This is a genomic window from Thainema salinarum CENA647, from assembly GCF_057732415.1.
On the sequence record NZ_JBYJZJ010000015.1, the window covers coordinates 455,226 to 470,098 of the forward strand.

Below are 14,873 nucleotides of genomic sequence, written 5' to 3' on the forward strand. Positions count from 1 at the left end.
AGAAATTTTCTCCTATCATTCTGGTAATAATTGCTTTGATGCTATCAGTATTGAGTTGGATCAGTTTAGTTCAACTCAGTAGAGGCGCAACATGACAACACTATTTGCTCTGCTCTTAAACATACGAATCAGATAAATTACTTGTATAGGAGAAGTTATGCCAGCTGATGATTCATTGCTATTCATTGATGCCAATAAATATCTTGACCTAGTTCCAACTTATTTTGTGTCAGATTTCCTTGGCAACGGTCTTCTGCCATTCAATGATGAGGCAATCAGCCAATTGCGAACCCAGTTGTCGTGATAACGAAATCCGTTGAGTTGCTCAAAGGGGCATAAGCACCCGCCCATCGCTTTGCGAGTCTTGCGACAAAAAGGATGGAAGTTCCAGAGTAGCGCCATCGAGCGCACCGACTGTTCCGCCGAGTCCCAGAATCCATGAAAATCTTGCATGGCATACAAGATGCGGTCAAGATAGTTCATGGGACGGTCAACCTGATTGCTGGTGCGATAGGCGTCAGGGAAGTCAAAGGCGCGTTGGAAGACGTGAGATTTGTCGTTGAGGCGTCGCAAGCGAGCGTCAATGGCCTGGGGCAACGCGTGGGTGTTCACCCACTCCAGCAACCGACGCAACCGTTGAGCAAAGTGACGTTTGCTCTGGCCCCGATACAGATGCCAAAGCTTGTCGGCTAGTTGCTGACCCAGGACTGGTTTAGAGCGGCACCCATCGCGAATTTTAATCACCTCATGCAGGAAGCACAGAATCCAGACCAGGCCAGGGAATAGCTCCTCCCAAGCGGCTCGGGTGGCCTCCCAACCATCAGTCGTCACCGTCTCGGGCGCATAGTCGGGAACATGATGGGCAGCTTCCTGCTGGAATACCCCATAGGCTGCGGTTAATCCATCCTGACCCGCATTGGCACTGAGACTGGCTCCCAGGACGCACCCTTGCGCCGCTGTCACTGCCAGATAGACTCGCTGCCCGTGCCAATCACAATGCTTCTCATCGGCAACTAGATGGGGGGGAGCGCCGTTTCCCTTTTGAGGGTACTGCCCACAATCGAGGCTCGACCGAACGACTGACAGAGCCGATACCAGTGCATCTCAGAACGGCCCAGCACATAGGCAATCCCCTCATACGACAGGCCATGCTTTCTTAAATAGAGCGCTTTGTCGGCCATCTCCGCCGTCTCGCTCATGTACGGCATCACCAAATCGGGACGCAGTTGATAAGCCTCTCCGGTACTCGGCAGCAAAATCCGCCGGGTCTTGAGCTGTTGACGAGAGGACTCGACCCATCCATGAAAGCGATAGCCCGCTTCAATCCCGTCGGGAAACAGTTCTGGGTGAGCCTCGATCTGCTCGTTGAGATACTGCCGAAAGGACTCACAGTCTTCTACTAAGACCTCGTAGTCAAGGTCGTCTGCAATGGGCAGACAAATCGTTTTATCGCCTGCTGTGCCACGCTTGCGTCGTTGCTGAGCCATCGGCTTTGGCCTGCTGAACTCTCTGTCTCAATTTTAATTCAACACAAACTTGGGTGGAACCAGGAATATTCCACTAGAGTCGCGTTTTGAGAGCGAGAGATTTGCTGCATCTGAGCAAGCGTAGGAGAAGACAATTCGCCTGCCTGACTCGGATCAAACTGCTCGCGGGCCAGCAATTCGACAAACGCACGAGCGCGGCCTCGTTCAGAGATTTCGAGGGCAGGTGCGATTTTGCCCTGGGTGACGAGAACTTCCTGGAGATTGCGATAGGCGGCTAGTTGAGTTTCAAAGATAGACACCTTGAAGTCATTGTTGGTGCCTAATCCAGCGCGGAGGGATTCCCAGATCGCAACGGCACGGAACAGAGCCTGTTCGGCTTCCGGCAATCGTTCCAGATAGAGCAACGCATTACCCAGATTGGTGAGCGCGATCCCTTCGCCCAAGCTGGCTCCCAATTGGCGGACAATCGTCAGGCTCTCTTGACTGTAGCGATAGGCTTGCTCGTAGTTTTGCTGATACGCATAGGCTGTACTGAGTCCCAGCAAAATCTGGGCCGTTTCCAGCTCGTTGTTTAAAGTGGTGGCGAGTGCCAGCCCGTTTTCGTAAGCTGCGATCGCATCTGCGAAATTGCCTTGAATGGCTAATGTGGCCCCCAGGTTGCCGTAGGCTTGCATTTCACCATAGGTATCGCTTGCCCCACGGGAAATGTCGAGACTGGTTTTCTGATAGTCAGCGGCTTGAGCATAGTTTTTTTCGGCGAAGTAGGCGTTGCCCAAGTTGCGATAGGTGAGAGCTTTCCACTGAGGCGCAGTCTCAATCGGCATCACCTCTAAACTGCGTCGATAGAAGTCGATAGCAGTGGCATAGTCTCCTAAGGCCGCATAGGCTGCCCCAATGCCACCCAAGGCAATTCCTTTTTGGGTGGGATCATTGATAGCCGTTGCTTTTTCGAGCTGCTGTTGATGTAAATCGAGCGCGGTTAGATAATCGCCCAGGACAAAGTATGAAATGGCCAGGTTGTTCAGAGAGTAGGCAACCCATTGCGAATTATTTTGGGCAGTAGCGGTGGCCAGGTTCCCTTCATAGCAATCAATCAAACGCTGATAGAAGGTGGAAGTGCGATCGCGGGCTGCTGTTGCTTGAATTTTTTCGGCTTCGGACTGACAGTTCTTGAGTTGCTGATTGACGGTTGAGTTTGAGTTAGCTGTGGATTCCGTAGTCGGCTCTGTTGTCGCCTCTTCTGGACGTGTGGCTATAGAATCATCCATAGGCTCCCCGGTCGAGGATGCTGTTTCTCCGGTGGGTTCTTCTGCTACCTCTGCGGCGGGGAATGGGGAAGCTTCTTCCGATGACGTTCCAGCAGCCGTATCTTCTACAGAAGCGCTAGATGAATCAGCAGAAGGATCTTCAGGCTGAGGCTCGGTCTGCGGATCAACTTGTGGATCAACCTGTGGATCAACCGGAGAATCATCAGGAGGTGGATCATCAGGCTCCTGTAGCTGGCCAAAATCCGCTGTTCCACCTGGATCTCCGGGTTGGCCAAAATCGGGTGACGTTTCAATGGCAAATCCCGAACTCGGAAAGTTGGCGGCGTTTCCTCCACTGTTACCGCTAGAACCGTTTCCTGTACCCGTAACCACTGTGGCTTCCACAATCAACCAGGACGGCTCTGGCAGCACCATGCCGAGGATACTTAATTCTTCAAGTGCAGGAGATTGGGCTATAGGCAATCCGCGCAAAGCGACTTGCTCTTGATTTGAGGGTAGAACCAGGGATAGGGGCGGAGTGGTTTCCAGCGTCAGAGCAGACGTGTCAGGGATTTCGATTTCCGGTTTACCACCATTGCCATTACCGTTACCGTTGCCATTGCCGTTGCCGTTGCCATTACCGCCATTAGGAGGAGCGATATTAATTGAAATTGGAACAGAGACTGAACTTGACACACCATCGGTCGCCTGTAGCGTGAAAGCTGTGACCTCTCCGCTCATGCCTTCTAAAGGAGTGTATTGGAGTTGATCCGTGGTAGCAACTTCATCTCCCGGTTCGATAGCTACTCCATTTCTCAGCAGAGTACCGTTGATTGAATCTCTTGGGGTCCATTCCCCGCCGCTCTGCGGCGTAAGATCTAAGAATGAGTGAGTACATCCACAAGAGTCATAACGTAACAGTTTTGCTATACCACTTAGTGTTTCCAGCAAAGTATCGACGGGTTGTGTTTGATGAGCAAGTAGATGCGGTTCTGCGAGAGGTCTGCCTCGAAATCGAGAAACGCTACGAGGTGAAGTTTGTCGAAATTGGAGTGGACAAAGACCATGTCCATTTTCTAGTGCAGTCCGTGCCGACCTATAGTGTGACCAAACTGGTAACGATGCTGAAAAGTTTAACTGCACGAGAAGTCTTCAAACGATGCCCTCAAGTGAAGCAGAAACTTTGGGGAGGCGAGTTTTGGAGTGATGGATATTTTGCGAGTACAGTAGGCCGCCACGGGGATGAAGGAATGATCGCCAAATATGTTCAAGCCCAAGGCAAAGATTACCTCAAATTGCATCGGGATAATCAACTTGCTCTTTTTTGATTCTGATACCCCGTCCGCTTGCGGCGGGGTATTTCATTTCACAATGAATGTCGTGTTATCGCTGTTGAGATCTGTGGTTTCTGGATTCAGGTTGCCTAGTGTAAAAGATACGGGTTGGTCAACTCTGGTAGAGGGTAGTGGTTCAGTAACGGACAGCGTAGGTGGGGTATTAACTGAGGTGATGGTGATATTAGGCGTGGGATTTACGCTGCCGCCAGTGGCTAAGACTGGAAAGCTGCCGCTAGCGAGGACACTGTCGGCTGCGATCGCACCTGCAGTACCGTTGGGGCTAGTGCTCCCAACCACCAACGGCACGTTGTTCTGTCCGCCATCATGTTGAATCGTAACCGTGCCGCCACCAAGATTGTCTACTGCGCGGATTGTGGTGTTGGGTGCAGAGGCGACTGAACCTGTTCCGCTCACCGTCCCGTTGGCAATAACCGTAACACTGCCTGCCGGGGCAACGCTAGCATTACTGCTGGCATCAATAGATTCGAACGCAACATTGCTATCTGAATTGATCGTGACTTGGCCGCCTGCTACAGAATTAAACGTCGTGTCGATATGGCCAATTTGAACATCTGCACCGGAAATGCTGACGTTTCCTCCTCCCGTTTCCAGTCGTGTACCTGGACTCGCGTTAACTAAACCGCTTCCATTACCATCAGAGTCTGCTGTTAAATTCACCGTGAGCGATCCGCCAGCGACAAACTCAATATTGTCATTTAAAGTAATGTCGTTGATGGCTTCTAATGAGAGCGTTGCAGCAGGCCCAGAGGCTTTTTGAATCGTGGCTCCGGCTTGCTGGGTAATGTTTCCGGCTTCAGTGCCGCTGCTGTTGGTGACAATTAAAACGTTGGTGCCACTATTGAGCGCACTGTTAATGTTCGCGACCTCAATCACAGTTGAATTAATCGGCCCACCTCCACCAGAAACAATGGTAATATCCGTCGGATCGATCAGCCAGGTGCCGCCAACTCCATTAGGGGCGCTAGCATCGGGTGTGCGAGATAGATTGAGCCGAACACCAGCAGACGTTTCAATTAATCCACCATTACCGGATAGATCGCCGCCGCGTGCAGTTAACGAACCATCCACAGTGGCGGTCGTATCGGCCCAAACAACGATACTGCCGCCATTTCCAGAGCGCGTCGTGGCATTGGCTGAGACAACAGAAGCGGTATCAATCTGCGTTGTATTTGCACGGGGTAAACTATTTCCTCCTTGGACATCACCGCCGATTCGCACGCTGCCGCCACCAAAGGTTCCTGAGGCATTCGCTTCAGTATTCAGCAGCGAAACCTGCTGTCCTAATAAATAGATTTGTCCGCCGCGATCGCTTTCAGTGGAAAGGGTTCCCGATGCGATGACGCTGCCTAGTTCAATGGGAGCCGTTGCCGAGGCGGAAGCAAGTCGAATCGTGCCATCCGGGTCTTGAACCAGAGTCAGATTGTTGTCAGTGAGAGAACTACCGCCCGTTAGCAGCTCCGGTAGCGATAGGGGATCGAACGGCTGCTGACTGTTGGGGATTACGGACGGTGTAATTTCCAGGCTGAGGAGCATATTTCCTTGGCTGAGGCGCACCCGATTTTCTCCCGGTACGGCGAGCAGCGTAATGGTGCCCTCGGGAGCAGTGAGATTGCCCAGACTCACCACTTCCCCGCCCATCAGCGTTAGGTCTTTGCCTGTATCGACCGTCAAATTACCCAGATTCAGAATCGTTCCCGGTAGCTCACTGGTAAAGGCAAACTGATTCGGTGTTCCAGTCAGCGCCTGATATCCGGCTGGGTTCATGACATCCAACCAGGTATCGCCAAAGCCGATCTGATTAGCCGTCGTTGCCGTGAAAGCGCCATTGAGATTGAGCGTAGCGTCCGGGCCAAAGATAATACCCGCTGGATTGATCAGATAAAGGTTGGCGTTGCCGCCGCTGACCTGGAGTAGACCGTTAATGATGGAGGCATTTCCCCCGTTGACGGTGCCCAGAATATTCTGAATTTCGGGAGCAGCGATGAAGTTAGCAATCTGGTCGGCACTGAGGCCAAATTCCTGGAAGCTGTGAAACAGGTTAGTGCCGTCAATGGAACGCTGCCCCTCAGTGATGTCAAGGCGGTTGCCAGTGGGAGTCACCACTGTCCCTGTGCCATCGCTGCTGGGAACAATGGCTTGAGCAACAAGCCGATCTGGCGAAATTTGGACTGAGTGGTTACGCCTGGTGCCCGAAAACTCTGGCTGTATCGATTCCGGTGAGGAGACAGGCTGAACTGCGATCGCACTTGATAGATCACCAGTTTTGGTCGTTTCAGCCTGGGCAGCCGTAACAGGTTGCTGCGTCGGAGGCAGGCTAGGGGGGATGATGAGGACATGGGGGGGCAAGGAGGGAATGACCATGACCTAATACTCCAATCTAAACTAGAGGGCAATTGGTGTTATTCGACAGGTGTTGGCTCAGTTTCAGTGACCTGACAGCAGTCGGTTAGCGGCTGGTTCACCAAGTCATCGAGCTGAACGAAATCATGTTCGAGTAAGCTGGCCCAAGCTTCCAGCAGCACTTCGGATGAGGGATTACTCAGTCGTAGGTCGCCCAACTCGGTGAGGGTGTCGTACCACAAACCGTTGTTAGCTAACAGGTCGATCCGCTCTTGGGGAGAGGCTTTGGCTAGTTGTTCAGTAAATTCTGGAGAAGGCGATCGCCGCACTACTATGCCGCTTGTCCAGGGATCAGCCTCGTCTTCACTGGGACAATCAACCGACACTGTCCAACGATAGGGTTCACCCACAGTTAGTTCTGGAATGTCCACGGGAGCAGGCAGACGGCTGATGCCGACCTGGGCAATATCAGCATAGGTAGCTTGATACAGCACCTGATCAGTGCTGGCCTGTGTGAGCGTCAGATGAAGGGTGCGATTCGGTTCAGACACATATACCCAGAACGTGGGATGCGGCTGTAGCGTTTCGCCCCAGTGGGTTTGGGTGGGTTCCAAAACGACAATGCCGCAGCCACGACTGCCCGCATCGCGCACCGTGCTACTGCGACCGGGGGCACCGCGATTGGGTGGATTATAGGGGAATGGCACTGACATAAGCTGTATCAAGCTAGCAACCTGGCTTTCAAGACGGAGCGAGGTTCCTGCATTCTTGGGAACGGTTTGGGACGGCGCTTTACAACTCGGGGTTCTGAACGGTTGGGTCGAAACGGAATCACCAACTCTCGCACCACGTTTAACAAGGCCTGGTAGCCTCGCCGTCGTTCGGATGGAGCTAGATGCAGCAACTCAGGCCGGAAGTGATTGAACTGTTGCCGAGCACCTTGTAGAGAGACTCGCAACACCCCGACCTCGCCGTCGGCTGTCGCCTCCCACATCAGGGTGCGAAGCAGATTGTAGGCCAACAGATGCACCCAAATACTTTTGCTCACCATGGTGGGTGTTTTGGCAGCAATCATCTCCATGGCTAAGGTGGTTTTGAGATGCCGGAGATTAACTTCGGCGGCCTGCCAGCGGAGCTGATAGAGTTCGGCAAGTTTAGCTTTGGGATAGCGGTTGGGATCGAGTAGCGTCGTTACCACCACAAAGTTGGTCGGGCGAAACCCAGGAACCTGAATGAAGAGATACACTTCCCGCACCTCAATGGATGCCGCCAGAGCCTCGAACTCCTGCGGCTTGAGGGCTTGAGGGCATTGCTTCGGGCGCTGCCAGCGGACGATGTGATCGCCAATGCCCAGTTTTTTGCCCCGTCTGAAATCGCAGCGGCGCTGATGATGCTTGCGAAAGACAGCATCGGCTCCCATCCGGGCGACCCAGGCCAAATCTACATAGGTGCCATAGGCTGAATCGGCCACCACCACATCCTCGGGGCGCAGTTTCTGATAGAGTTGGCGGGCTAGACGCCATTCACTCACCCGCAACGGAGCCATCGCCACGGCCATAACCGCTCCCGTGGTGACACAAAACCACACTTGGAGTTTGAGAATCGGAAAGCCGCAGCCCTCTTTCTGATTGCTGTGTTGAGGATACTCGGCTTGGTTGGCCTGCGTGTCACTCATCAAGACCGTCGTCGCATCAAAGGCTTTAACCGGACGGCCACACCAGCGTTGCTCTGGGGAGACTTGGCGCTGCAACGCCCTCACCACCCGCTCGAACAGGGGCGGAAATATCGACTCGGGAAGGCGTTTTCGTGCTTTACTATAGCCCCCGGTATCGGCTGAGGGCACCTCCAATCCCGACACGCTCATCCAGGTCACCACTCGCTTGACTGCATGGCTGAGACTGCTGTCGGCATCCAGCACTTGGGAGAGCCAACTCCACAGGACGACCATGGGAGTGTAGAGGACTTGTCGATATCGGATTCCCTGCTCGCTCAGCACAGTTTCAATCTCTGCTTCCGGCAGCATCTCAGCAAAGGGTAGACCGATGCTGCTCTGATAGTTGGCCTTGAGAACGTCCGCACGATTCGGCATCATAGAGGCAAGGTTATGGGCTTCAACGGTTTGATTCTGACAAATCAGGCGCTTGAAGCCTTTTTTGCTCTCTTATGTCAGTGCCATTCGATTATAGGGAACCGCATTTGCTGCCGCTAAGAAACTAAAGAGGCCAACTGCGATCGCACTCACACCTCCGCAAACCATCCGATACAAGCCTTTATTAATCCGTTTCATCAACGTAACCTCCTACGAACGTCCGTTTGAGTCAGCAGGCGGGCAGCGATCAGCGTGCCGCCGCTGGTGCTGATCAGACCAATCGCTGCTGGGACGAGTGGCACCCATAAGCCTAAATTCAGCACCCCCCACGCCAATCCGTATAGCCCTAGCACAGCTAGTCCGGAAGCTAAGGCTGTGAAGCTAAGGCGCTGGCATCGCCAGCCGATTAAACCGCCGATGCCAGCCCAGCCCACCATCCACAGCGTTTCAGCCCATTCTGGCCAGGTGCTGATCGGCGCTCGACCCTCCAACGCGGCTGCGAGCAGTTGATTAATCATTTGAGCCTGTAGGATGACGCCGGGAATGCGCTCACGCGGCCATGCCTGAGCGCCTGCGGGCGTTGTGAAGTAATCGGTGGGATTGGAAACGGGTGCTGACATGCCAATCAGCACCACATAATGCTTCAAGCTGTTGCTCGGGTTACCCGTTGGGTCTTGCAACGAGAAATCGTCGCTCAGGACATCGGACAGCGTGACCCGCTGCATAAACCGATCCGGGTCGGCATAATTCAGCAGAACCTGAAAGCCCCAGTGATCTAAGCTGTGATACGGCCCAGAGTTGGCTGCCAAAGGCATAAGCTGAGCTTTGCCGAGCTGTAGGCGGTCATTGGGCAGGTTTTCCGGTTTGATATTCGCAGTCGTATAGAGGTGTTGGATGGCCAGCAGCGCACTGAGGGAAAAGCTGGTGGCACAGGGGTCGTCCGTCTCCGGCTCCATAAACAGCAACTGGCGGCGCATAATCCCATCGTGATCCTCCAAGACGTTGCTAAAGCCAAGCCGATCGCTGGGCAGTTGGAGCGGTGGAGCAATACCGCTTTGGGCATCTTTCCGCGCAATTTGGACGCTACACAAACCGACTAGATTGTCTTGCTCAGCCAACTGAGTTTGTAGAGAGCTGTTTGGATCGATGCGATCGCGAAAAATATCCAATCCAATCACGCTGGGACTGTACGGCTCTAGCCGATTAATCGCCGCCGCCAGCACCTCATCGGGCAGGGGATAGCCATAGCGATTCACATCATCTTCCGTCGCTTCGATCACCAGAATTCGTTGGGGAGTAACCTGGGGCAATCGTTGTTGCAGCAGCCGATCATATGTCCGCAGTTCCCAAGCCTGGAAACCGCCCATGCTGCGGATCACCAGGATTAAGGCTGATACCGCTAGGCTAGTGAACAGCGCCAGTCGCCATTGAGGTTGAGGCAACAACGGTTCAGCGGTGGGCATTGCTGGCGTTGCTTCAGCTCGTTGCAGCTCTGCCCAAGTGGGCGGGGCATCAGGTGCCGTTTGATACAGCACAGGCAACCAACTGGCGCAGGGAAACTCGCTTTCCATTCCTTGCAGCCGCTCCCGTGCCTGACGCAACGCGAGAGGTAAGGACTGACCCGCCGCATAGGCAGGCAGAAGATAGGTGAGAAAGAGCTGAGCAATCCGATCCGGTACGGGCTGCCGCATGACGATGATCTGGGGCAGATTTAGCTGCTCTAGGTCGTGCGCTAGCCCCAGTCCGTCGCAGGAGTTAAATATGGCCAGTTTCAAACCACGGGCAATGGCCCGCCGTAAGCCGTACTTCAGCTCTTCCAGGGTTAGACTTTCCTGAGGATTGAGAAAAATCCGTCCAGTCACCTCAGAACTGCTACGAACATTGTCATTAGCACTAACACTACCGCTGTGTCCGGCAAAGAACAGAATATCCCAGGGGCGTTCCCAGAGCTGATCGGTAATCTCCTGCCGCTGCGGTTCTACCAGGAAGGTCACGTTGGCATTTGGTAACGAAGAAAGCAAAGCGCGATCGCAACTAATATCAATCCCCGCACTATGACCCAAAATCGCTAGGATATTGACCTGATGAGAGGCCACAGGTGCGATCGCAGATGGCCGCTTGAAGCGGGGCGCACTCAGGATCACTTCGGCTTGCGTATAGCGGTCTAGAAATTCCCAGAGGTGCCAGGGAAGCTGGTGCAAAGCGGGATTGGCGGTGCGGATTACCAACCGGATGCTGTCGTCGGGATGCAGTTCTTCTCGCAGCAGGCGATCAATGGCACGAAAGGTCTCTGCACTTAGCCAGCGGTTAAATTGCTGCCGCAGTGTCTGAGCCACACGCTCACAAGCTTTGACCTGCTGAATTGAGCCGATATAAACGATTTCTTTGGGCCGAATTCGGTTGGGTACGTCGAGCTGACGATAAACCTGTTGCCACACATTGAGCTGCTCTTGCAAATCGGGATCGGCAGGCAGAGCACCCGTCATCACGGCATCGGGGCGCTGTCCGTCAGCTCCAATTTCCATCGTGACCCGGAAACCTTGGCTAGCAAGGTCGCCATCGAGAGTCAGGGTAACGAGCTGGTGACGCATGGGGGCTGCTTAGGGTTACAACTTGAAGGGGAAAGATTATCCAGTGATACTGACTCCGGCGAGAAAGAATCCAAATATCGGTTGTGTATCAAGGCCGTTGAGATCCCCCTAAATCCCCCTTAATAAGGGGGACTTTGAGCCAATTCCCCCCTTACTAAGGGGGGCTAGGGGGGATCTACACATGCTCAACATCACAGTCAGCAACTTTTCAAACATCCTTTTACACCTGAAACACTTCGGTCAGGGTGCGATCGCGCCAGCTGACCTGAACACTGAATCGCTCACCCGGTTCGGCCTCAAACTTCAGTTGAATCGCCTCTGTCTGGCGGGCTTCGGCCTGCATCACGACTGTATTTGACTCATCCAGCACCCTGAGCTGTAACGCACTGGGCAGATGAGGCTGGTCACCTGCCGAACGAATCTGCACCCAAATCTCAATATTGTCCTGATCCTGGGGAATCAGTCCCACCAACAGATTGACCGTCGTGGCTGCCGATCCCTCGCCCAGCCGCAGCGGCTTAACCTGGCCAATTTCCGGTACAGGCTGGGGTTCCGTTTCCGCTGATTGAGATGAGCCGCGAAAGGCAAACGACGGTGACGGCACAGCTAGTTCAGTCAAGGCATCGGATAGAACTTGCCAACCCGCTGTTGTTATGTCCTGCAACCAGCGACTTAAATAAACGGGTATGGGTTCCGCAGCGCACTGCTCCAGATAAGCACCCAAGTCTGCCAAGGGGCGCAGCTCTGATAGCGGGACGGAGAGAGTATCACCTGTAAGCGCGGGTAAGGTATCGATAAATCCCAGCAGCGTTGCCTGTCGTAGGGATGCGTCAAGTTGAACACCGATATAGCCAATGCGATCGCAGATTACATTAGCCGGAATTGCGATCGCAGTTTCAGCGGGCAACACGATTCGACATTCGAGTCGCCCCACCTGCGTGACCAGCAAATCGGCAACGTCCAGCATTGTTTGTTGGGCTGGATCATGGCTGTAGCTGCGCTCCAGGTCAACATCGTAGCCCAGCGTATCCAGATAAGTTGCCACCGCATAAACGGCCAGGGTATTGAGATAAACGCGCTTTTGCACAGCGGGCATGGAATGGCGCTGCTGAAATCTCTTAGCCTGACTATGAGCTGTCAACGCTAATGGAATAGTAACGGTAGATAAGTCGCGGATGTCGCTCATGGTACTCGTCTCAGGTGTACGACATGGAAAAAGGCAGTGGGCTAGAGCAAGCGCTGAAATTGGGGGGCAAACTTATCGCAGCATCGCTGAAAAAAGCTACTCAGAGTGGGGATCTTGATGTCGAGATCTGTGGCAATGTCGTCCCAGCTTTGGCCTGCAAATCGAGCAAGGGCAATGACTTGAAAGCTAGCGTCGGGTCGATTGCGAATATGGGTGGACTGGAACACTCCGTTTGGATCGGTAGCAATATGCTGGCGCACCTCATCGGCCAGGGAAGATGATTCGGGTGGAGGCGCTGCGATCGCATCCAAGTCATTCAGCGAGGGCAACTCCTGCGCATCTTGCTCATTGAAGTCACGGCGACACTCAATAATCTGGCGATCGAGGCGGAAATTGACCCAGTTCATAAATTTTTGCGCTGTACCGCGCTCTGGATCATAGGTGTCGATTTTACGACAAACATAGGTCAGAGTTTGGTTGAGTGCCTCCTCATAGAGCAAGTCATAAAAAGGAGGTGAGAATTTGCTGCGGTGCGGATGAGCCAATCGCCCCGATCGCCGAATCGCCTCGATTAACTGGGTTAGAGCATGTTGCCGCAGCGGACTGCGGGCGGCATGTCGCTGAGCCTCTAAAGCCAACTGCTTGAGCTGATCATCGCTGAGAGCAGCCCGCAGCGCTTCTGCCTGGACAGCAGCGCTCCAGTCCTGAACGGCATCGCGATCGCGCTGATAGCGACTAATCCCGACTGATGCGGCAATCAATAGCTGTTCACGTATCTGATCGCGCAGAGCCTGATAGATCTCATGATTGGGATCGTCCTTGGGAGGACGGCCCAATTTTTGCGATCTCATCAGCACGGCTACGATTTCCGACAGCGCTTGAGCGCGACTGCTTTCGTCAGTCGCGTGTTGGGCTTGATGCAGATATTGCTCCAGTTCTGATTCCATACGCGCAAACCTGAGGTTGTACTGAATCCGTCCGTGAAAGACTCACATCTTGCACCAACTCAGAAGGGTTATTTTGCCGTCGCGATGGCGGCAAAATAATCGCTTCGGGTTCTCAATGTGCAAGGTGCCAGACGTGAAAAGACGAACTCAGCCTGACACTCACCGGAAAAAGCCCAGGGAATGCCGTTTTCAGAGTCTACAATGCTGATCGACCCGAATCCGGGCACATCATACATTAAGTAATACTGACGGATTAGGATTGCACTCTGCCGAAAACCTGAATTTTGGTTTTCAACTAGAACAGAATCTGAGTTTGACCATGACTCGTTTCATTTTCTAGATTTTATGCAAATTACCCACAGGTGTCATAGACAAAATGTATGTTTCTGTGGCAAGTCCATCGTTAGCTCACTCACAATGAAATCGCTGATTGATTGAGACGGCTGAACTTAGGATCGTGAAAAATAAGTTCGATATTGGTTAGGGGCGGGTTTTGCCGTTAACTCTATGGCAAGGTAAAGATTGGTCTACTAAACCCGCCCCTACAGTTTGCCAATTTATCAAATCTGCACTCCTTAAGACAAAAAATGCAGATTTGCATAATTCTCCTTTTTTCTCATGAGTGAAGGACAGAGAGCAACATTTAAGCACATATCAACTTGGTTTCCCGACCATTTGTTTCTCTACAAAAGCTCACTGTTAAGGAGATTGAACTTCATGAATACCCAAACCCTCAATCAAAACCTCGTGTTTGATGAGACCTTTGGCACCAATTCCCCGGACTATGCGTTTCTCAAGCAACTGCGACTCCGCAATGCGCCATCTGAAGCCCCATTTGGCTTTGTTGCAGTTACGTTACGAGCTTTGGATAGCAATGGCGATCCAGTGCCATCCGCGATCGCAGCTTCAGAATGGTCTCCAGATTGGAGTTGGGAAGTTCGCACGACAGACAACGAAATTCGTCAAGCGGTAACGCTGCGGTGGCTCGGTCAGGCGAGCTGCCGGGATCGGCTGACCTTGTTTCGGGTAACAGATCCAGAAGGTGAAGTGCGAACCCAGGATTTAGAAGCCAAGCAAACTGTGGTCAGCGGCTCGTTTATGATGCAGTCGTTTCGCGTCGAGACGATTAAAAATATCGCCATTTCCTGGGCGAGTCAGCCAATTGCAAACGGGATGCCTGTGCCGATTTATGCCAACTTTGATTTAGTTGGTAATGAATCTCCAGCAACGCGATCAGATCGGCTGTTGCTAGAGGCAACCTGTGCGGATGGTGAGCAGCTCGGCGGCGTTTTCTACCCGCAAATTGTGCTGCGCGTTAATCGGATTGAACCTCCATTTTAGGGAGAATTCAGATTGCTTATCGTACTTGTTCTTTAAGCAACTTGTTCGATTAGTAATCTGACTTATATAGTTGCAGCATTTGCAACCACAGCTTTCGATTTGGTGAATGAACTAATAGTGCGATCGCAACCTTTTATTGGTGCGATCGCATTTTTTGTCGTTTTACATATTGGCACTAAAAAACAAATTTGCTCAAAATCAACAATTTGCATAAAACGCTCCGAAACCCCATGAGTCACGGTCAAAGAGAACGCTATGCCGCAATTCTCTAGTGTTTTTTGATTCGT

General features: G+C 52.8%; 13 protein-coding genes. 2 read left to right on the plus strand and 11 right to left on the minus strand.

The window, feature by feature from the left end; translation table 11 throughout:
- Window positions 1-219: 219 nt before the first annotated feature.
- Genes AC286M_RS03865 through AC286M_RS03875 form a run of 3 tightly spaced genes read right to left on the minus strand, consistent with a single transcriptional unit; the run spans window position 220 to window position 3,475 of the window.
- Window positions 220-963 carry a hypothetical protein gene (locus AC286M_RS03865; protein WP_488203131.1) on the minus strand — a complete coding sequence of 248 codons (744 nt, stop codon included), beginning with the start codon at window positions 961-963 and terminating at the stop codon, window positions 220-222.
- Window positions 964-1,013: 50 nt separating this feature from the next.
- The gene (locus tag AC286M_RS03870; protein WP_488203132.1) at window positions 1,014-1,487 is read right to left on the minus strand and encodes a hypothetical protein; all 474 of its coding nucleotides are present in this window, start codon (window positions 1,485-1,487) and stop codon (window positions 1,014-1,016) included.
- 38 nt (window positions 1,488-1,525) lie between these two features.
- Window positions 1,526-3,475, minus strand: coding sequence for a tetratricopeptide repeat protein (locus AC286M_RS03875; protein ID WP_488203133.1), 1,950 nt, complete (start codon window positions 3,473-3,475; stop codon window positions 1,526-1,528).
- A gap of 143 nt (window positions 3,476-3,618) precedes the next feature.
- Between AC286M_RS03875 and tnpA the strand changes: the two genes are divergently transcribed.
- Entirely contained in the window at window positions 3,619-4,062 is a 444-nt protein-coding gene (gene tnpA, locus AC286M_RS03880; RefSeq protein WP_488202591.1) for an IS200/IS605 family transposase, read from the plus strand.
- Window positions 4,063-4,095: 33 nt separating this feature from the next.
- Here the strand turns inward: tnpA and AC286M_RS03885 are convergent, their stop codons facing one another.
- The 7 genes from AC286M_RS03885 to AC286M_RS03915 form a co-directional block, all read right to left on the minus strand.
- Window positions 4,096-6,453, minus strand: a complete 2,358-nt coding sequence (locus AC286M_RS03885; protein WP_488203134.1) for a two-partner secretion domain-containing protein — start codon at window positions 6,451-6,453, stop codon at window positions 4,096-4,098.
- A 38-nt stretch (window positions 6,454-6,491) separates the two neighbouring features.
- Window positions 6,492-7,145: a DUF928 domain-containing protein gene (locus AC286M_RS03890; RefSeq protein ID WP_488203135.1), complete on the minus strand. Its 654-nt coding sequence runs from the start codon at window positions 7,143-7,145 to the stop codon at window positions 6,492-6,494.
- Between the two features lie 8 nt (window positions 7,146-7,153).
- Complete coding sequence (locus AC286M_RS03895) at window positions 7,154-8,569, minus strand: IS4 family transposase (protein WP_488203605.1); 1,416 nt, start codon at window positions 8,567-8,569, stop codon at window positions 7,154-7,156.
- A gap of 24 nt (window positions 8,570-8,593) precedes the next feature.
- Window positions 8,594-8,719 (minus strand): hypothetical protein, encoded by a 126-nt coding sequence (locus tag AC286M_RS03900; RefSeq protein WP_488203136.1) that lies wholly within the window; start codon window positions 8,717-8,719, stop codon window positions 8,594-8,596.
- Complete coding sequence (locus AC286M_RS03905) at window positions 8,719-11,112, minus strand: CHASE2 domain-containing protein (protein ID WP_488203137.1); 2,394 nt, start codon at window positions 11,110-11,112, stop codon at window positions 8,719-8,721. Before AC286M_RS03905 ends, AC286M_RS03900 begins: the two co-directional genes overlap by 1 nt.
- A gap of 220 nt (window positions 11,113-11,332) precedes the next feature.
- Window positions 11,333-12,298, minus strand: coding sequence for a DUF1822 family protein (locus tag AC286M_RS03910; protein ID WP_488203138.1), 966 nt, complete (start codon window positions 12,296-12,298; stop codon window positions 11,333-11,335).
- A 41-nt stretch (window positions 12,299-12,339) separates the two neighbouring features.
- The gene (locus AC286M_RS03915; protein ID WP_488203139.1) at window positions 12,340-13,245 is read right to left on the minus strand and encodes a hypothetical protein; all 906 of its coding nucleotides are present in this window, start codon (window positions 13,243-13,245) and stop codon (window positions 12,340-12,342) included.
- 717 nt (window positions 13,246-13,962) lie between these two features.
- Between AC286M_RS03915 and AC286M_RS03920 the strand changes: the two genes are divergently transcribed.
- Window positions 13,963-14,586, plus strand: a complete 624-nt coding sequence (locus tag AC286M_RS03920; RefSeq protein WP_488203140.1) for a hypothetical protein — start codon at window positions 13,963-13,965, stop codon at window positions 14,584-14,586.
- 62 nt (window positions 14,587-14,648) lie between these two features.
- Here AC286M_RS03920 and AC286M_RS03925 read toward each other — a convergent pair whose 3' ends face one another.
- Window positions 14,649-14,825 (minus strand): hypothetical protein, encoded by a 177-nt coding sequence (locus AC286M_RS03925; RefSeq protein WP_488203141.1) that lies wholly within the window; start codon window positions 14,823-14,825, stop codon window positions 14,649-14,651.
- Between the last annotated feature and the right edge of the window lie 48 nt (window positions 14,826-14,873).